This is a genomic window from Carnobacterium pleistocenium FTR1 (genome assembly GCF_000744285.1).
GTDB classification, from domain to species: Bacteria; Bacillota; Bacilli; order Lactobacillales; family Carnobacteriaceae; genus Carnobacterium_B; species Carnobacterium_B pleistocenium.
In genome coordinates, this window is the sequence record NZ_JQLQ01000002.1 from 1,680,242 (window position 1) to 1,700,200 (window position 19,959).

Annotated in this window: 16 protein-coding genes; 1 reads left to right on the forward strand and 15 read right to left on the reverse strand. The window is 34.6% G+C overall.

Annotated elements, in window-relative coordinates; all coding sequences use genetic code 11:
* Nucleotides 1–47: 47 nt before the first annotated feature.
* The 8 genes from pnp to BP17_RS08315 all read right to left on the reverse strand — a co-directional run bounded on the left by pnp (nucleotide 48) and on the right by BP17_RS08315 (nucleotide 10,282).
* The gene (pnp, locus tag BP17_RS08280; RefSeq protein ID WP_035053364.1) at nucleotides 48–2,156 is read right to left on the reverse strand and encodes a polyribonucleotide nucleotidyltransferase; all 2,109 of its coding nucleotides are present in this window, start codon (nucleotides 2,154–2,156) and stop codon (nucleotides 48–50) included.
* Nucleotides 2,157–2,351: 195 nt separating this feature from the next.
* Nucleotides 2,352–2,621: a 30S ribosomal protein S15 gene (gene rpsO, locus BP17_RS08285; RefSeq protein ID WP_035053366.1), complete on the reverse strand. Its 270-nt coding sequence runs from the start codon at nucleotides 2,619–2,621 to the stop codon at nucleotides 2,352–2,354.
* A gap of 144 nt (nucleotides 2,622–2,765) precedes the next feature.
* Nucleotides 2,766–4,760, reverse strand: a complete 1,995-nt coding sequence (gene uvrB, locus BP17_RS08290) for an excinuclease ABC subunit UvrB (RefSeq protein ID WP_035053368.1) — start codon at nucleotides 4,758–4,760, stop codon at nucleotides 2,766–2,768.
* A gap of 324 nt (nucleotides 4,761–5,084) precedes the next feature.
* Nucleotides 5,085–5,339, reverse strand: coding sequence for a 30S ribosomal protein S20 (gene rpsT / locus BP17_RS08295; RefSeq protein WP_035053370.1), 255 nt, complete (start codon nucleotides 5,337–5,339; stop codon nucleotides 5,085–5,087).
* Nucleotides 5,340–5,486: 147 nt separating this feature from the next.
* On the reverse strand, nucleotides 5,487–6,530 hold the full coding sequence (holA, locus tag BP17_RS08300; protein WP_035053372.1) for a DNA polymerase III subunit delta: 1,044 nt from the start codon (nucleotides 6,528–6,530) through the stop codon (nucleotides 5,487–5,489).
* 72 nt (nucleotides 6,531–6,602) lie between these two features.
* A complete protein-coding gene (locus BP17_RS08305; RefSeq protein ID WP_269544507.1) occupies nucleotides 6,603–8,951 on the reverse strand; it encodes a DNA internalization-related competence protein ComEC/Rec2 in 2,349 nt (782 codons plus the stop codon).
* Nucleotides 8,952–9,464 (reverse strand): ComE operon protein 2, encoded by a 513-nt coding sequence (locus BP17_RS08310; protein ID WP_035053374.1) that lies wholly within the window; start codon nucleotides 9,462–9,464, stop codon nucleotides 8,952–8,954. It lies immediately after the preceding gene.
* Nucleotides 9,465–9,577: 113 nt separating this feature from the next.
* The gene (locus BP17_RS08315; protein WP_035053376.1) at nucleotides 9,578–10,282 is read right to left on the reverse strand and encodes a helix-hairpin-helix domain-containing protein; all 705 of its coding nucleotides are present in this window, start codon (nucleotides 10,280–10,282) and stop codon (nucleotides 9,578–9,580) included.
* A gap of 146 nt (nucleotides 10,283–10,428) precedes the next feature.
* Between BP17_RS08315 and BP17_RS08320 the strand changes: the two genes are divergently transcribed.
* Nucleotides 10,429–11,175 carry a tryptophan-rich sensory protein gene (locus tag BP17_RS08320; RefSeq protein ID WP_035053378.1) on the forward strand — a complete coding sequence of 249 codons (747 nt, stop codon included), beginning with the start codon at nucleotides 10,429–10,431 and terminating at the stop codon, nucleotides 11,173–11,175.
* Nucleotides 11,176–11,253: 78 nt separating this feature from the next.
* Here BP17_RS08320 and BP17_RS08325 read toward each other — a convergent pair whose 3' ends face one another.
* The 7 genes from BP17_RS08325 to BP17_RS08355 all read right to left on the reverse strand — a co-directional run bounded on the left by BP17_RS08325 (nucleotide 11,254) and on the right by BP17_RS08355 (nucleotide 19,891).
* Nucleotides 11,254–12,297: a SepM family pheromone-processing serine protease gene (locus tag BP17_RS08325; protein ID WP_035053381.1), complete on the reverse strand. Its 1,044-nt coding sequence runs from the start codon at nucleotides 12,295–12,297 to the stop codon at nucleotides 11,254–11,256.
* A gap of 47 nt (nucleotides 12,298–12,344) precedes the next feature.
* Entirely contained in the window at nucleotides 12,345–12,830 is a 486-nt protein-coding gene (coaD, locus tag BP17_RS08330; protein ID WP_035053383.1) for a pantetheine-phosphate adenylyltransferase, read from the reverse strand.
* Nucleotides 12,823–13,395 (reverse strand): 16S rRNA (guanine(966)-N(2))-methyltransferase RsmD, encoded by a 573-nt coding sequence (rsmD, locus tag BP17_RS08335; protein ID WP_035053385.1) that lies wholly within the window; start codon nucleotides 13,393–13,395, stop codon nucleotides 12,823–12,825. Before rsmD ends, coaD begins: the two co-directional genes overlap by 8 nt.
* A 254-nt stretch (nucleotides 13,396–13,649) precedes the next feature.
* Nucleotides 13,650–13,817: a YlbG family protein gene (locus tag BP17_RS13650; RefSeq protein ID WP_232219608.1), complete on the reverse strand. Its 168-nt coding sequence runs from the start codon at nucleotides 13,815–13,817 to the stop codon at nucleotides 13,650–13,652.
* Nucleotides 13,818–13,857: 40 nt separating this feature from the next.
* On the reverse strand, nucleotides 13,858–15,024 hold the full coding sequence (locus tag BP17_RS08345) for a CAP-associated domain-containing protein (RefSeq protein WP_035053387.1): 1,167 nt from the start codon (nucleotides 15,022–15,024) through the stop codon (nucleotides 13,858–13,860).
* Between the two features lie 110 nt (nucleotides 15,025–15,134).
* Nucleotides 15,135–18,566 (reverse strand): pyruvate carboxylase, encoded by a 3,432-nt coding sequence (locus BP17_RS08350; protein WP_035053389.1) that lies wholly within the window; start codon nucleotides 18,564–18,566, stop codon nucleotides 15,135–15,137.
* Between the two features lie 122 nt (nucleotides 18,567–18,688).
* The gene (locus BP17_RS08355; protein WP_232219609.1) at nucleotides 18,689–19,891 is read right to left on the reverse strand and encodes an FtsW/RodA/SpoVE family cell cycle protein; all 1,203 of its coding nucleotides are present in this window, start codon (nucleotides 19,889–19,891) and stop codon (nucleotides 18,689–18,691) included.
* Nucleotides 19,892–19,959: the final 68 nt, after the last annotated feature.

Here is a 19,959-nt window from a genome sequence, read left to right on the forward strand (position 1 = left end):
AAAAAAAGAACCCAATTTTTTAAAATTGAGTTCTTTTTTCTATTCTCTTATTTTTCTTCACTTTTTAATAATACCTTACGAGAAAGATTGATTCTTCCTTGTTTATCGATTTCAATAACTTTAACATCAAATTGTTCGCCTAAAGAGATAACATCCTCAACATTGGCAACCCGTTCATTTGCTAATTCAGAAATATGGACTAAACCATCTTTTCCTTTAGCAATCTCAACAAATGCTCCGAATTTCTCAATTCGTTTCACTTTCCCTGAGTAAACTTTTCCAACTTCAATATCTTTTGTTAATTCTTCAATAATTTCTTTGGCACGTTTGATCATAGATGCATCTTCAGATGCAATACTGATATTTCCTTCTTGATCTATATCGATTTTAACGCCTGTTTCTTCAATAATCGAATTGATTTGATCGCCACCACGGCCAATAACAACTTTAATTTTTTCCGGTTTGATTTGCATCATTTCAATTTTAGGAGCATATGCACTTAATTCTTTATGCGGCTCAGCAATTGTAGAAGTTAATTCATTCAAAATTTCCATTCTGGCTTTTTTGGCTTGAATTAAGGCTTCTTCTAAAATTTTTTCCGTGATACCTTCAATTTTGATATCCATTTGAAGAGCAGTAATACCTTTGCTTGTACCAGCTACTTTAAAGTCCATATCGCCTAAATGATCTTCTAACCCTTGAATATCAGTTAAGACAGTATAATTTTCGCCTTCTTTAACAAGACCCATAGCGATTCCAGCTACAGGAGCCTTGATTGGTACACCCGCATCCATTAAAGCTAATGTGCCGGCACAGATACTTGCTTGCGATGAAGAACCATTTGATTCAAGAACTTCAGCAACTAGACGAATCATGTAAGGGAAATCTTCTTCACTTGGAATAACTTGTGCTAATGCACGTTCTCCTAATGCTCCATGCCCAATTTCTCGACGGCCTGGTCCACGTGATGGTCCAGTGCTTCCTACAGAGTATTGAGGGAAGTTATAGTGATGAATAAAACGTTTGCTATTCTCGACTCCAAGACCATCAATAATTTGATGTTCGCCTAGTGGAGCTAAAGTAGCTATTGACAATGCTTGAGTTTGTCCACGTGTGAACAAACCAGATCCATGTGCTCTTGGCAAAAGTCCAATTTCTGAAGATAAAGAACGAATTTCATCGATTTTACGACCATCCGGTCTGATTTTATCAACTGTAATTAAACGACGCACTTCATTTTTTTCCATATCTTCAACAATTTGTTTTACTTCTTTATTGATTCGCTTAATATCAGCGTCATCTTGATATTTTTCTGCATAGAAAGCCATTGCTTCATCTTTAATATCTTCAATATTTTCTTCGCGAGCTAGTTTTTCTTCTGTTTGAATAGCTGCTATCATTTTAGCTTGAAAAGCATCATTCACTTCTTTTTCTAACTCTGAATCAATTTGCAATAATTGAATCGTCATTTTTTCTTTTCCAACAACAGCTACGATTTCTTCCTGGAAAGCGACTAATTCTTGAATTGCTTTATGACCAAACATCAAAGCACCGAGCATATCTTCTTCTGAGACTTCAGCAGCGCCACTTTCAACCATGTTAATGGCCTCTTTTGTGCCTGCAACTGTTAAATGAATATCTGACAATACATCTTGCTCAAGAGTTGGGTTAATAATGTATTCTCCGTCTACACGGCCTACATCAACACTTGCAATAGGTCCATTAAATGGGATATCAGAAATAGCAAGAGACAAAGAAGAACCGAACATCGCTGAAAAAGCAGGAGAACAATTTCGGTCTACTGACATAACAGTATTCGTGATTTGAACTTCATTACGAAATCCCTCTGCAAACATAGGACGAATTGGACGGTCAATTAAGCGAGCTGTTAATGTAGCATTTTCACTTGGACGTGCTTCTCTTTTAATAAATCCACCCGGGATTTTACCAATTGAATACATTTTTTCATCATAATTTACAGTTAAAGGAAAGAAATCAACATCTTTCGCTTTTTTGCTAGCTACTGCTGCAGTTAACACAACAGTATCATTATAGCGAATTAAAGTTGCTCCATTAGCTTGTTTTGCTAATTGCCCGATTTCAACGGTTAATGTACGTCCTGCCCATTCTTTAGTAAAAACCTGTTTCTCTGTCATTTTGTGCATTTCTCCTTTTTTTGAAGCCTTTATTCGTTATTTCCAAACAGACTACTAAACAAATGTCAAAATTCAATTTTATTTAAATACTCACATTTGTATAGTAGGATGGACAACAAAATAAAAAGCTTTTTTTACATACAAAAAATGAAGCGAGATTCCTTAGAACCTCGCTTCTAAATAGACTACGATAAATTAACGACGTAGACCTAATCTTTGAATCAATTCACGGTAACGAGTAATATCTTTGTTGCGCAGGTACGCAAGCAAGTTACGACGGTGACCAATTTTTTTCATAAGTCCACGGTAAGAATGGTGGTCTTTTTTGTGAATACGTGCATGTTCGTTTAAGTGATTGATCTCAGCTGTTAATACAGCAACTTGTACTTCGGGAGAACCTGTATCTCCTTCGTGAATTGCGTATTCTTTGATGATCTCATTTTTGTTTTCTTTAGAAATTGACATTTCTAAACACCTCTTCCTCTTTTTTTCCTCTTACTGAGTAGACGTTGGTGAGTCGTTTTACCAAGTAAAAGGTGTGTGTTTAATACACTCTTAAATTTTACTAGAGTCAACAGGAAAATGCAAGTTTTTCTTTGATAGACTAGCTTATTTCAATTTATATTGCGCAGTTATTTCTAGTACCATATCTCTTAAATTAGCTGCTTTTTCAAAGTTTAGTTCTTTTGCAGCTCGTTTCATTTCTAATTCCAAGCCATCAATTACTTCTAATCGCTGTGCTCTAGTCATTTTAGCAATATTTTCTATGCCTAATGCGCCCTCTTCTTTTCCTTTTATTACAGAAGTGATTGAAATCAAATCGCGAATATCTTTGATGATTGTTTTAGGTGTGATCCCATATTTTTCATTATATGCTTCCTGCGTTTCGCGACGTCTTTCTGTCTCTGATATAGCTGCACGCATAGAATCTGTAATGCGATCTGCATACATAATAACTTTCCCATTTTCATTACGCGCAGCCCGTCCCATAGTCTGAACAAGCGCACGTTCACTTCTTAGGAATCCTTCTTTATCTGCATCTAAGATAATAACCAATGATACTTCCGGTACATCGATACCTTCACGCAATAAGTTGATCCCAATCAACACATCATACACACCTAAACGTAAGTTTCGAATAATTTCTGTTCGTTCAAGCGTTTTTATTTCACTGTGCAGATACGCTACTTTGATGCCAACTTCTTTCAAATAATCCGTTAGATCTTCCGACATTTTTTTTGTCAATGTCGTGATAAAGACACGTTCATTCTTTTCAGAACGTTCATTTATTTCATCAATTAAATCATCAATTTGACCTTTAATTGGACGAACTTCGATGATTGGATCTAGCAATCCAGTAGGACGAATGATTTGCTCAATTACTTCTGGAGCTCTTTCCAGTTCATATGGTCCCGGTGTCGCTGAAATGTACATAATTTGATTGACATGTTTCTCAAATTCTTCCAAACGAAGTGGTCTATTATCCAAAGCACTCGGCAATCTGAAACCATAATTAATTAATTGTTCTTTTCTAGCTCTATCGCCATTATACATCCCTCGAATTTGAGACATAGTGATATGAGACTCATCTATTACGATCAAAAAATCATCTGGAAAGAAATCAATTAATGTATACGGTGACTCTCCAGGTTTACGTCCATCCATATGTCTAGAATAATTCTCAATACCTGAACAATAGCCCATTTCTAACAACATTTCCAAATCATAATTTGTCCGTTGCTCTAATCGCTGTGCTTCAATCAATTTATCTTCAGCACGTAAAACCTTTAATCGTTGTTCCAGTTCTTCTTGAATATTTTTTATAGCTATCCTTGTTTGTTCATCATTAGCTACAAAGTGAGTTGCTGGAAAGATAGGAACATGTTGAACATCCGCTTTAACTTCACCTGTCAACACATCTACTTCTCTTATGCGGTCGATTTCATCACCAAAGAACTCTACACGAATTGCTTCACTGTCGCGAGAGGCTAAAAATATTTCTACTACATCTCCCCTGACACGGAAACGTCCACGCTGAAAATCGATATCATTTCGTTCAAATTGCATATCTACTAAACGGCGCAACATCTCATCTCGATTCATTTCACTACCTACACGTAAAGAAAGTACGTGATCTCGGTAATCTTTAGGATTGACCAATCCATAAATACAAGAAACGGAAGCCACTACAATAACATCTCTTCTTTCTAATAGAGAACTTGTCGCAGAATGGCGCAATTTATCTATCTCATCATTAACACTTGATTCTTTTTCAATAAAGGTATCGCTTGAAGGAACATAAGCTTCTGGTTGATAGTAATCATAGTAACTAACGAAATATTCTACAGCATTATTCGGGAAAAATTCTTTGAATTCTCCGTATAATTGACCTGCTAAAGTTTTATTATGTGCAATAACTAGCGTTGGTTTATTTACTTTTTCAATTACATTTGAGACTGTAAATGTTTTTCCAGTTCCTGTGGCACCTAATAATGTTTGTTCTTTTTCCCCTGCTTCTAAACCTGCAATTAATTTTTTGATTGCAGCCGGTTGATCACCACTAGGCTGATATTTAGAAACCAATTCAAATTGGTCTTTTGGCATTTTCATTTACCTCCTTGCACTTCTATTAAACTTAAAACAGATTCTATCTAGTATAAGACGTATCATTTTAATGCTACTTTATTATCTTATCATTGAACGTGTGTTCTTACAACTAATTAGGTGAGGTTGCACGAATAATTAAAAGACTTATTTAACAACTAAATAAGGATAATGATTTTCCATTCAAACCTTTAAAAATAGCTGTGTTGCTTTTTTTAGTTAATTATCAGATAGTGTTGGGTTATCAAAAAATATTTGCAAAATAAAAAAACCACAAGACCTGACTAATCAGGAACTTACGGCTTTTTTAATAACAATGATCTCTTATTTAGCTAATTTAGCAGATAAACGAGATTTATCACGGTTAGCTTTATTTTTATGAATCAATCCTTTAGATGCAGCCATGTCAATTGATTTGATTGCTTCTTTAAGTAATTGTTCAGAGTTTTCGTTACCTGCTTCAATAGCTTGAACGTATTTTTTAATAGCAGTACGCATTGAACTTTTTTGAACGTTGTTTTGTACAGCTGATTTTTCAGAAGTACGGACACGTTTGATTGCAGCTTCGATGTTTGGCATTTGATTCACCCCACTTTCAATTATTTACAACTTAAAATAGTCTATTCCAGTTGTTTCAACAAATCTAATTATACATAAAGATACTCTCCAATGCAATAAAAATGTGTAAAGTTTTTTTACTTGATAGCTATATACTCTCAAATCTCTTTATACATGTTTATTTGCTGACCTTTTTTGCGCATACTGTAGAACAAATAGCTCAAACTGCATTTCTTTATCGCCTATTCCTGTTTTCAAACGATACTCAGCATCAATTAATCCATTATAGGCATCTAATAATGCGTACTCCTCGATTTTCCTCATTTGCTGAAAAGCTAATTTCACACGGTAAGGATGGGTTTTTAACTGCTTAGCAATATCCCCTTGCTGATAGCCCTTTTTCTCTAAAATTTTAACTTGAATCAGTAATCGAAATTGAGAAGTCATGATTGCATTTATTTTAATTGGATCTTCTTTTTGCAACAGCAAGTCTTGATATAAAGTAAGCGCTTGTCCTACATCTTTTTTCAGGACATATTCATTTAACGCAAAAATATTTTGTTCTAACGATTTAACTATTAATTCTTGAACAGCTTCTTTCGTAATAAATTTAGTATCTTGCGCATAAAGAAAAAGCTTGGGCAACTCCCCCATTGCCACAGATAGCTTAGCATCTGTTAATTGAATAAATAATTCAAACGCTTCTGGAGAGTAACGGTACTCTTCATTTGCAATTGTCTCTTTAATATATTTTCGCATCTCTTTTTCTGATAAGGTACTTACTTCAAGTATAGTAGCTGTTTTTTTTAGTAACTTCGTAATTTTTTTACGTTCATCTAATTTTTCGTATGGCGCAAAGAATACAAGTGTCGTTGACTCAGAAGGGTGGGTCAAATAATCTTCTAGCCACTTTAGATCATGCTCTAACTTTGTTTTTGTTTTTTCACCCGTTAAGAAAAAAGGTCTGTCCACGAAAACAACACGACGGTCGCCAAAAAAAGGAATAGATTCTGCATCTTCTAAGGCAGTACCGACGGACACTTCTTCCATATCATAGGCCCCATAGTTCAGTTCTAATTCTTCTGCATTTAATAAAGAATCAAGCAGCGTTTTTCTAGCTATGCTTGCCAAGTAGGTCTCTGTCCCTAATACGACGTAAATGCGAGCAATAGTCCCTTTTTTTATTTTTGCTAGCTCTGATACAAAATCCACTCTGTCCCACCACTTTCTTCTATTGTCTCTATGGTACAAAGCATTAAATCATTTTGCAAGACTATTAATGATTTATTCTAGAATTGTTTGAAAGTCTTTCCTTGTCTTATCATTCAAATAGTTGGAATACGTGTACCTAAAACTACCCTGTAGATCGGTTCGATAAATAGTTGTATCTAAATCAGCTAATCGGCCCAAAACATCTCCATTAGGATGATTGTAGCGGTTATTCAATCCGCATGATATTAATGCTATTTTTGGTTTTATTTGTTGAATAAATTTTTCGCTAGTGGACGTTTGGCTTCCATGGTGTCCAACTTTTAAGATATCTACTTTTAAATGGGGGTAAAAAGCTACTAATTCCAATTCTCCTGCTTCTTCAACGTCTCCAGTAAACAACCAATAGTAGTTTCCTACTTTGCCATACAACACCAATGAATCATTGTTTCCGCCTTCTCCAACTTCTATTGGCCATAATACTGTTAATGAGGGCCCAAAAAGTTGCTTTTGATTATTTTTAGCTGTGATTGCTTTTAATTTCACGCCGTTTTTTTCTAATATTTTTGCTGTGTCATAAAAGAGCTGTTTTTTTGTTGTACCTTCAGGGAAAATTAATTCTTTGACTGTAATACTCTGAGCTAATTCCTCTAATTCACCCATGTGGTCCTCATCACCATGGGTAATAAAAACTTGATCTATTTGTGTTACACCTAGAGACTTAATGACTGGTATCAAAACGCGACTCGCCACAGTTGACTGATTTTCTCTTATTTGCCAATCTTCTTTTTCAAATGCTACTTTCCCGCCAGTATCAATCAAATATACGCCAGCTCCAAAAGGTTCTTTAATTAAAATAGCATCTCCTTGACCAACATCTAACATAAGAACTTCTCCAAAGGGGTCGTATTTTTGGTAATAAATAAAAATAGTAAAAACAATTATTAGTAAAACAAGCGAACGATTTATTTTTTTTTGTTCTTCCAATGCTATCAGAAAAATTATTACTACAATTATTGTCAAAATGAATAAACCAAAAGGAACTTTCCCCGTGACAAATGTACTGTATGGAAAAAGACTAATTTTTGAAACTGTCCATTCTATTATCTCCAACAATTTTTCTGTTAAATTCATAGAAAGATGAAAAAGTAACGTCCCTGAAAATAGATAGGAACTAATAAAAAGCATAATAGTCAAAGGCATAACGATCCAAGTGAATAAAGGAACAAAAATTAAATTAGCTACTATTCCCATCCAAGAGAATTCAAAAAAATGAAAGCTGAGAATTGGAATAGAAATAAGGGTTAAAACAGAAGAAATATACAAACCGTTCACACTATTGGATTTTGATCGATTGAACAAAGATTTAGAAAATAAAATTAGTGTTAAACTAAGCAAATAACTTAACTGAAAGCCGATAGAAAAGATTTGATAAGGATCTATCCATAATCCAATGATCAATGTCCAGGACCACGTATCGAGACCTGAGATAGGTCTACGAATATATGAACCCGTTTGACTAATCAAACTCGTTACGATAGCTCTAAAAATACTTATTCCCCATCCAGTCAAACTTCCATAGACTGGCAGGAAAAGCACTAGAAACAAATATGTTTTTTCTCGTGTAACGCCTATTCGCCAAAAGATATACGTTAACCCTGCTATAAAAAATTGAATGTGTAAACCAGAAATACTCAATAAATGAATGATGCCAATTTCTTTGTACCCACTCATCACTTGATCATCAATAGAACTAGTGTCCGCAAATAAAAGTGTTTTAATATAACTCGAAACCCTATTTGTTGTTGCTTTTTCAATATGGACTAAAATAGCCTGTCTTATATTTTTTACATTTAATCTATCAAAAAAAGTTTGCCTTTGAATATTAGAATAAGTGTCAATAGTTTCAGCTTCTAATGTCCAATGGATTTTATTTCGGTGTAAATACTGTTGATAATCAAATTGATTTAAGTTTCTATTTTTCTCAGGTTTAGTCAAAGAACCTGTCACTATAAATTCTTCTACTTCTTTTTTCTTTTCCCAACTATTTTTTTCTTCTTCATCAGATAGTCGATAAAAAACAATGATTTTTTCAGAAATAGCTGAGTTTTCTCCAGCTTTTTTAACTGTGCCGCCAAACTGGATTTGATCTCCATCGATTTTCAACTTGTTTGGATCAAGTTCAATTAAAAATAATTGTTCTCCTATTAGGAGGTTAGTTTGATTGTTGTACTTTTCTATTCCTACAAAAAGAACAGTTACGCTCATTAGCAAGCAAGAATAAATGATCAATTTTTTTCTACGAGTACTTATCAATCGGATCAACCACATGAAAAGCAAGAAAAAACCTACCCAATGAGTTGTTAATAAAACAATAGTGCAAAATAAACAGGAAATAGCTGAAAAAAGAACGTATCCTTTCAATTATTGAATAGACGTGTGTCCATCACTATGGCTTAAACTAGTTTGTATATTGGTATTGAAATCTAGTTTTTGAAAAAAATCTTTTGGAAGTGTAACCTTTTGACATTGAACGTGGGCTTGTTCAATCAATTTCAATGCATAAGCATTATTATGATAATCTTCTAAATAATTTATTTTTGTTATACCAGCTTGGATAATCATTTTTGTGCACTGTAAGCAAGGAAAATGGGTAACATATATTTCAGCACCTTGAGTTTGCGCACCAAATTTTGCACATTGAAGAATGGCATTCATCTCAGCATGGATGGTTCGTAGACAATGACCTTCAACTACATAGCAACCTTCATCTATGCAGTGTACATCCCCGCTAACCGACCCGTTGTAGCCCCCTGCGATGATTCTTTTTTCTCTTACGATTGTTGCTCCAACCGTTAAGCGTGTACATGTGCTTCGTAAAGATAGTAATAAGCTTTGAGACATAAAATATTGATCCCATGGTATGCGTTCAGCCATATTTATCCTCCTACAAATTTATCTGTTAAGCTGTTTTATTATCTTAACTATTTTCTCAAGTATACAAAAGGCCGTAACGACTTTCAACACTTCATTTTTAACTATTGCTCACTCTATTCATTGCCCACTGTTACACTCGCTTTTAAGGCTTCAAAAGTTTTCTCACCAATGCCGGACACATTTTTCAAATCTTCAATCGTTTGAAAGGAACCATTTTCTTGTCTATAGATTACGATTTGTTCTGCTTTCTTTTCTCCAATCCCCGATAATTGCTGCAACTCAATGGCGTCTGCAAGATTAATATTTACTTTTGTTGAATCTGTCAGTTTCTCAGTATCTTCAGGAACCGTAACGACATTTTCTTCCAATGAAACTGCTGAACTTTCTTGGAACGGTTCGTCTATATCAGTTTCTCCAATTTCCGGAATAAATATAACCATCTGATCGGTTAGTTTTAACGATAAATTCACCGGCTTTTGATTAGCCTTTTCACTAAAACCACCTGCTAAATTGATTGCATCAATTAACCGCATATCACTTGTCACTTCATATACCCCTGGAAGGTAAACCGAACCTTTGACATCAACATAAATTTTCTCTGTTTGGCTTTCAGAAATTTGCTTTATTTGAGTCGAATCTATTGATGTATTACTCTCACTTTCCAAATAGCTCATCATTGCTGAGGGTTCTTCTACTGGATCTGCATTTCTAAAAAACATAAAACTAGTGCCAACTATACTTAAAATCAGGCAACTAAGCATGCCGATTTCAATAAATAAACGTTGCTTTATTAGCCACTCTTTGCTAGTTTTCAACATCTCCTCACGGCTCCTCTTTGAGTCCTTCTAAAACTAATATGCGTATAAACTGCCTTTTTCTTTTAATTAGTTGCTTTAATTTATTTACTTTCAAGGTTGTAGTGTGGTTGAATAGGTTAAAGAACTATTACTTAAGGGGTGATAAAATGACTATTGGAAAACAGTTTAGATTATATGCAGCTTATGGAATAATGATTGCTGTAAACGCTCTGGCAAATATCCTTCCAATAAATGGGTATCAAACAGGAGAGATTTCAGATATGCATGATGTTTTTTTTACTCCTGCGGGTTTCATTTTTAGTATTTGGGGAGTTATTTATCTTGCACTATTATCATGGCTGTTAAGTTTTAGTTTTAAAAAACAATCTTTAAGTCCTTCACAAAGTTGGGGATTTTTATTGACTTGTGTACTCAATATCATTTGGATTCTAGCCTGGCATTTTCTTTTAGACGGGATTGCTCTTATTGTTATTTTCTTACTGCTTTTATCGCTTATCTTTTTATATCAAACTCAAAGGAAAGCTACTTCTTCCAAAATCTACCTCATTCCTATTTCACTTTACTTAGGTTGGATCATCGTTGCTACAATCACCAATTTTAATTATTGGTTGGTTGCTACTGTTGGAATCGATGTAAATCTCCAAGTATTGTTAACTTATATATCCTTAGCCTTGACGACTCTTGTAGGCTTAAGGGTTGCCTTCTACTTAAAAGACTGGGCTATCATAGTGGTATTTATTTGGGCAATGTATGGGATATTCACAAAAAATTTGCCTGATCATCGCTTAATAGCAATCGTCACTATTTTTTTGGCAAGTATCCTTCTAATAGGAATGCTCTTATCATTAGTGATTGATCAAAAACCAAATAAGAAAAACTCTATCTTTTTTTAAAACTATTGAAAAAGGGCTAGGACAAAATAAATTGTCCTAGCCCTTTTTCATTCTAGAATACTTTTTTGATTTACCCGTTTATAGACTTTCTAAATAATCAATTGCATCTTGAAATGTTTTAACAGGTATAATTTTCATCTCTGTATCTATTTTTTCTGCAGCTTCGAGGGCTTCTTGATAATTAGAAGTCAACTCTGGATAATTAGCTTGTATGACTGGATCAATGGTGTCATCTGGAGCAAAAAAGAACGTCGCCCCTTCTTCACTAGCTGCAACAACCTTTTTATCGATTCCGCCGATTCGACCGATCGTCCCATCTGATTCTATCGTTCCAGTGCCAGCAATTTCGCTTCCCTCGCGCAAATCCTTGTCGATCAATTGCGTATAAATCTGTAGTGCAAACATAAAGCCAGCAGATGGACCACCAATTTCTCCAGCATTTATAGCTACTGGAATATCGGTTTTAATCGAGGTATTATCTACTAAGGAAATACCTAGACCTGCTTTTTTAGTCTCATTCATCTCCATTAATTTATTAGAAATTGTCTGTTTTTCGCCATTGCGTTCATAGGTTACTTCGATTGTTTGACCAACTTTTTGTTGTTGCACATAGTCAATAAATTCAACTGAACTATCAAAGGATTGTCCATCAAGAGAAAGAATCGTATCCCCAATTGCTAGCTGTCCATCAAAATTAGAACCTTCTAATATAGACATGATATAAACGCCATTATACGTCAACTGATAACCTTTTCCAGCAGTATCATACGCCAATTCAATAGCTGAATTAATTGAACTCGTCATATAATAATTTTGTAAATTCGTATACTCTGCATCAGAAGTACCTGTCCCAAAAAGCTCTTCTCTAGTCAGTCCTTCATGAAAAGGCATGTACTTCATAAAATAGGTCAAGGGTGTAGCTCTTCGAATAGCAACAGTAGTCAACATAAAATGCCCTTCTTCTTGATCCTTTTCATTATTGACTTCTACCAATTCATTTAGTTGAACAGCCGAACCAGGTCCTTCTATATAATAAGGTATAGGTAGAAACATTCCTGTAAGAATGAATATGATCAGCACAATAAAGAGTTTCTTATGATTTCTTTTTCCTTTGGGATTCATTTCATTCATCCTTTGTGTGCATAATTTTACTCACTAGTTGACTCTCTTTAGTTTTTATACTTTCTTTTTATGGCTTCATTAACACCTACTGGAACAAGACTAGAAACATCTCCTCCGAACATCGCCACCTCTTTGATCAAACTTGAACTTAAAAAACGGTATTTTTCATTTGACATTAAAAATATCGTTTCTATGTCCTTGTGCTGAATTTTATTCATTGTTGCAATAGTTGATTCATACTCAAAATCAGAATTATTGCGCAACCCTCTTAATAACGTTACCGCTCCAATTCTCTTTGCTAAATCAACAGTCAGCCCGCCACTATGCTCAGTTACACTTATGTTTTCAATATGTGCTACTGCATTTGTTATAAATGTCATTTTCTCTTCTAAAGAAAACAAAGCATTTTTTGAGGTATTAGTACTAACGGCAATTACGACTTGATCAAATAACTTTGAAGCTCTTTCTACCGTATCTAAATGCCCATTCGTAAATGGATCGAAACTTCCTGGAAATAAGGCTATTCTATTCATTTTTCTCACCCTGATCACTGTTGTATTCATACATAACGATTTGGCTTGATCCATAAATTTCATTTCTAAAAGCAGTTGCTCCTCCAATTTTTTCTTTTAGATGTGTCCGCTTATCTAGCTCACAGATAATAATAGCCTCATCATTTAGTAAATCAGAATTTATTATTTTTTCAATTTGTTTTTCAATTTCTTGTTCAGCATAAGGAGGGTCTAAAAATAACAGATCAAACTTTTTATTGCCTTTCAACAAATCTATAGCTCGATTAGCGTCATTTCGATAAATCTCAAATTTCCCAGATTCTTTTGTAACGCTAATATTTTCTTTAATCGTTTTAATGGCTAACGGATCTTGATCAATCAATACAGCTTTGACCATACCACGGGAAACAGCTTCAATTGCTAATCCTCCGCTTCCAGCAAATAAATCCAAACAAGCTCCTCCATCAAAATATGGTCCGATAATATTAAAGATAGATTCTTTCACTTTATCTGTCGTGGGTCTCGTATTGTTTCCGGGAACAGCCTTTAATTTTCTGCCTCCATATTCACCTGTAATAATTCGCATATTTAATCTTCCTTTCGTTTTTCACTCTACTTTACTAGTAGAAACAGATTTTATAATACTAAATGCTAAACAAGCCGATATATGTATCGACTTATTCAGCATTTGTGATTAAAAGACGGTCTCGCTAGATTTATTCTCTTCAATATGCTCTTTATTATTAGCACTCTTTTTTTCTTTCCCAAAAAAATCTTTAAAATCTAAACTAATAAGAGGTCTATAAGATAGTTCTACTTTTCGAACGAAATGTAGTTCGCTTAATTTTTTTGCGTCATTTCTACATCAGATTGATTGATGTACATGACAACATATTTCATTCGTCGAGAGGCATAATGAATCAACCCAAAACGTTTAAGTGTTTTAAAGTGCCTTAAACTGTATACCCAAACTATGATCCCTTGTCTTTCATTTGTGGTTAACTCCATGTCTTTGCTCCTTTTTCTATTAACTTTTATTTATTGTGTTTCATTGAAGAATGAGTAAGATGTCTCTATCGCGATAGGCTACCCCAATTTCTGTCATCTTAGCATTCATTAGAAATTTTCGTTCAATTTCTAGGGTAAGCCAATTCGTTACTAACCAAGTCATATCAGTTTTCTGGTTGGAATATAAAATACTCACTTCAGCTGATTTTAGATTTGTTCCTTGCAAAGTTCGTTCTATTTGCTCACTAGTGAGCGGTGGAGAATGTTGATTTGTATTGTTCTCACCGTATCTAGAATCATCATCAAAGATATACGTTTCACTGGAGGATAAACTGTTAGATTCGGTAAAGCTACTTTCTTCTTCAACTTGCCCACTAGATGTTTGTTGTGTCTCTTGATCTATAAAAATGGTTTGAGCTGCCTCAGACAGAGCATCATTTGGGCTTAAAACAGTAAGTCCATTCCTTTGACGCAATATATTTACTAGCTCGTACACTTGTCTCTTATTAGCTTCACTAATAGTTTTTTGCTCTGCTTCATCTACAGCTATAGAATAATCTTCATCTTCTGCAGAACCATCATCATACACTCCTAAACGAAGCAAGGATGAAGAATCTAAATAACGGATCGCATTAATCTTATTTGTCGAACGATCCATCATTAATACCGCAAATGCTTGGTTATCAAAAGCAACTAGCGGGCGATAGTTTAAATCACTTTCTGTTAATTCCAATGTTACTTGTTTGTCTTGACTCTCTACAGAATAAGTTGGATAAAAACTAGCAATTTGAAATACTTCTGTGATAGACATACCAATTTTAAAAGGAGCAACATTTAAATCAGAGCCCAACGCAAATAATTCAGTTATGACCCCATTATCTACTCCCAGTTGAATATAATCTGTTTCATCTTCTCCAAAAATCCACTGTTCACTACCATAAATGGTTGGATCTATTCGCTTTGGGTCCCCAAAATTCTTTGTAAAACTTTCAACGTTTTTACCTATATAACTACCTAACCCTAAAACACGGAGCTGTTCAGGCTCTAATTCAGTTGTTTGGTAATCAAAGGACCCCGATTCAATAGATGCACTTTCTTCTTTTGGTGTGATAATATCTGTTTGGTTTTTTGAAATAATTTCCGGCAAATAATAAATGGCCAGAAGCATAATAAAAATCAATGGTATAGCTCTTAAAAATGTTTTCACTCATTTAGCCTCCTAAATTTGGTAGCTAAAGTATTCTAAACCAATATTTTGCTATATTTCAATAATTAAATAAGCCTTTTTTTGTAGTCTAGTCTATCTATACTTAAAAATTATTTAGCTTCTATCTCAATTAATAAATCTCCTGTTTCAATAACATCATTATTTTCAACGTAAATCTGATCGATGATTCCTTCTATATTTGCTTTAATTGTCGTTTCCATTTTCATAGCTTCCGTTATAATAATTGGTTGACCTTGGACTACCCGATCCCCTTTTTGGACCAATATTTCAAGAACAGACCCTGGCATAGTAGCACCAATATGTTCTTTATTTGTAGGCTCCGCCTTTTTTCGAACAGCTTTTGTACTCGTGATACTGTAATCTTTTACAACGACTTCTCTTCCTTGACCATTTAAATCGAAATACAAAATACGCATTCCTTCAGAATTAGGTTCTCCAATTTGATTTAACTTTATAATCAATGTTTTTCCTTTTTCAATCTGAACTTCAATCGATTCTCCAGTTCGCATGCCATGGAAGAATGTCATTGTGTCCAATAATGTTACCTCACCGAAATTTTCAAGATTTTTACGATAATCTAAAAATACTTGTGGATACATGATATAGCTGAGCACATCTTCTTGGGTTGGCTCTACTTGTATTTTAGCAGCTAGTTCTTTTTTGATTTCGTTAAAGTCAACTGACTTAGCTAGACTGCCTGGACGAACAGTTATTGGTTCTTTTCCCTTTAATATAATGCGTTGAAGTTCTTTAGGAAAACCACCAACAGGTTGGCCTAAGTCTCCCATAAAGAAACTGATAACCGATTCAGGGAAATCAATAGACATTCCTTTTTCATAGACATCTTCTTCTGACAACTTATTTTGAACCATAAATAAAGCCATATCTCCAACGACTTTTGATGAAGGTGTTACTTTAATGATGTCTCCAAACATTTGGTTAACTGTTGCATACATTGTTTTGACTTCATCCCATTGTTCTACTAATCCTACTGCTTTGGATTGTTGTTGTAAATTAGTGTATTGTCCACCTGGCATTTCATGTTGGTAGACTTCAGTTGAAGGGGCACTAATACCTACTTCAAAATCGCTGTAATGCGAACGAATATCTTCCCAATAGTGATTGATTTGTTGAACGTTCTCGATTGAAATATCTGGAACTCGCTCTGCATTTACTAATGCATAATACAAGCTATTCATACTTGGTTGGCTAGTTGCTCCACTAACAGCGCTCATCGCAACGTCTACAATGTCTACACCTGCTTTTACTGCCGCTGCATAAGTAAAGATTCCATTTCCACTAGTGTCATGTGTGTGTAAATGAATGGGTACATTTACAGTCTCTTTTAATTCACTGATTAATCGATATGCTGCTTGTGGCATTAATATGCCAGACATATCTTTTACTGCAATTATATGAGCACCTTGGTTTTCTAATTCTCTTGCCATATTTTTATAGTATTCTATTGTGTATTTATCTCTTGAGGGATCATTAATATTTCCTGTATAACAAATGGCCGCTTCAGCAATCTTTCCATTGTCGCGCACACTTTGAATGCTTTTTTCCATTTGTTGGATCCAGTTTAAGCTGTCAAAAATACGAAATACATCAATGCCATTTTGTGCTGCTTGTTGAATAAAAGCCTCAATAACATTATCAGGATAATTTTGGTAGCCAACCGCATTTGAGCCTCTAAATAACATTTGGAGTAACGTATCCGGCATTTTATTGCGCAATTTTGCCAATCTTTCCCAAGGATCTTCATTTAAAAAGCGATAAGCTACATCAAATGTCGCTCCTCCCCACATTTCTGAAGAGAACAATTGTGGAATACCCTTTTGAGTCTCTTCAGCAATATTTAAAAAGTCTTGCGTTCTCACACGAGTAGCTAATAGACTTTGATGTGCATCCCTAAAAGTTGTATCTGTCAGCAATACTTCTTGTTTATTTTTGATCCACTCAACGACTGCATCTGGACCATTTTTATCTAACACTTTTTTTGCACTTTCATAGTCATTTTCTAAAGTCAGTAATTTAGCAGGTTTTCTTGCTGGTGTAAAGAATTTTTTATCTCTTTTCTCAATTCCAGGAAAGCCATTTACTGTAATATTTCCAACATACTGCATCATTTTATTTCCACGGTCTCGAACTTTTGAGAATTCAAATAATTCAGGCGTTGTATCAATAAAAGTTGTTTTAGCTTCACCTGATAGAAAAACAGGATGAGAAATAACATTTTGCATAAATGGAATATTTGTTTTTACACCTCGAATGCGAAATTCTTTTAGTGCACGTGCCATTTTTTGAACGGCCAATTCAAAAGTTGATGCGTGGACACAAGCCTTAACTAACAGCGAATCAAAGAAAGGTGTCACAACACTCCCTTGGAATCCATTTCCTGCATCGAGACGAATACCAAATCCACCTGGAGAACGATAGGTATTAATCTTACCAGTATCTGGCAAAAAATTGTTCATAGGGTCTTCTGTTGTAATACGACATTGGATTGCTGCTCCAATTAATGGAATATCATTTTGCTGCGGTACTCGAATATCTTTATGCAAATCTTTACCTTGAGCAATTAAAATTTGGGCTTGAACAATATCTATTCCTGTAATCATTTCAGTAATGGTGTGCTCAACTTGGACACGAGGGTTAACTTCGATAAAGTAAAAGTTGTCACCTTCTAATAAAAATTCGACCGTTCCAGCGTTCACATAGCCGACATGTTCCATTAATTGTACAGCCGATTGACACATTTCCATTCTTAATTTTTCTGAAATGGACACGCACGGAGCAACTTCAACGACTTTTTGATGGCGTCGTTGAACTGAACAGTCTCTTTCATATAGATGCACGATGTTTCCATGTGTATCTCCTAGAATTTGGACTTCTATATGCTTTGGATCTTGTATATAACGTTCCACATAAATCTCGCTACTACCAAATGCTGCTTTAGCTTCACTTCTTGCTCGTTCAAAGCTATCTTTTACATCTGCTTCACTGTTGGCAACACGCATTCCTCGTCCGCCACCACCAAGTGCAGCTTTAATGATAATTGGATAGCCGTATTTTTTCCCAAACTCTTTAACACCTTCTAAGTCAGCTACTGGACCGTCAGATCCTGGAATAGATTGGATGCCAGCTGCAATTGCTGCTTCCTTGGCTTTGATTTTATCCCCAAAAATGTCTAAGTGATGCAGTTTAGGTCCAATAAAAGTAATATTTTCTTCTTCACAACGTCTAGCAAAGTCAATATTTTCAGATAAAAATCCATATCCTGGATGAATAGCATCCACTTCTGAATCTTTAGCAATACGAATTAAGTCTTCAATATCTAAATAAGCATCAATTGGCTTTTTACCTTTTCCTACTAAATAGGCCTCATCTGCTTTAAAACGATGGACGGACCCTTCATCTTCTTGTGCATAAACTGCTACCGTTTCAATGGCTAACTCTGTTAATGCTCTAAAAATACGAATGGCAATTTCACCACGGTTTGCTACTAATACTTTTTTCATTATGTCACTCCTAATCTTCGTATTTTTCTACTCGTTTTAGATAGCAGAATGAAACGTTTTATTAAAAATAGTGAAGTAAATAATCGTTTACTTTATCCCTATAAGGATATTTTCTTGTTTCATTAACTCACTATTCTTTTATCTGCTGCACTGACATTTAATACTAAACCAATAGAGATGGTCAGCACAATCGTACTTGATCCTCCATAACTGATAAACGGAAAGGTTACTCCAGTAATAGGCATTAACCCAATTACTCCACCCAAATTAACTAGCCCTTGGACTAATAACATAGTGGCAATTCCGATACAAAGCAATGATCCAAATGAATCCTTCGCCCTAATACCAACTAGATAAATTCGCAAGATCAATAAACCAAATAAAGCAATGATAACTAATATACCAACAAATCCCATTTCTTCACCAATTATAGACATGATGAAGTCTGTATACGGCTCAGGAAGATAGCCTGTTTTCTGAATGCTTTCGCCAATACCTACTCCAAAGAGTCCTCCACGCCTTAAAGCATAATATGAATTCACTAATTGAAGTCCCGCACTTTCAGAAACAGCAAAAGGATCCCAAAAAGCTAAAAAACGATCATATTGGTATTTTTCTATTAATGGCAAACTCATACCAAATGTACGGACAAGAGCGAGTATTCCGCCTATTAAAGCAATCCCTAATGCTCCAACAGTTGCTGCTAATTTTGTCGAAACCCCACTCGCTAAAATCATGATAGTTCCAGTAACAAGTAATATAGCAGCTCCACCTACATCAGGTTGTAAAAGAATCAATAGCAGATAAAATCCAAATAGTGTTAACGGTGGAGTTACCGTTTCTTTAAAGTTATGCACTAACTGATTTTGCTTTTTTGAAAAAATATAAGCAAAATACCAAATAACAACTATTTTTGCAAACTCAGCCGGTTGAAATCCAAAACCTAAAATAAAGATCCAACCTTTTGCTCCATTTGTAACTTTTCCAAAGAAGAATAAATAAATAAGTAATACCGCTATTAAACCGCTAGCGATTACTAAGAATCGTTTATTTTTCAATAATTTATATTTGAATAAAAAAACAAACATACTTGTAACCAATCCCAAAATGACAAAAAACGCTTGTCTAATGAAATAACGTTGGGAGTCATCGTATTGGCTAATGGCAATATAACTACTAGCGCTGTAGACCATTAGTATCCCTATTATGGATAAAACTAAGTAAGGGATGAAAATATAATAATCAAGGTATTTAAATTTTTTCATATTTACGGCTAAAAGAAGCCTATAGCCTCCTTTATTCTCTAATTTCATTCGTGTTGACAAATTAGTTAGTCTTCTAAAACTATTGATTATTTCGCAACACTATTATTATAGCAACAAAATATCTATCC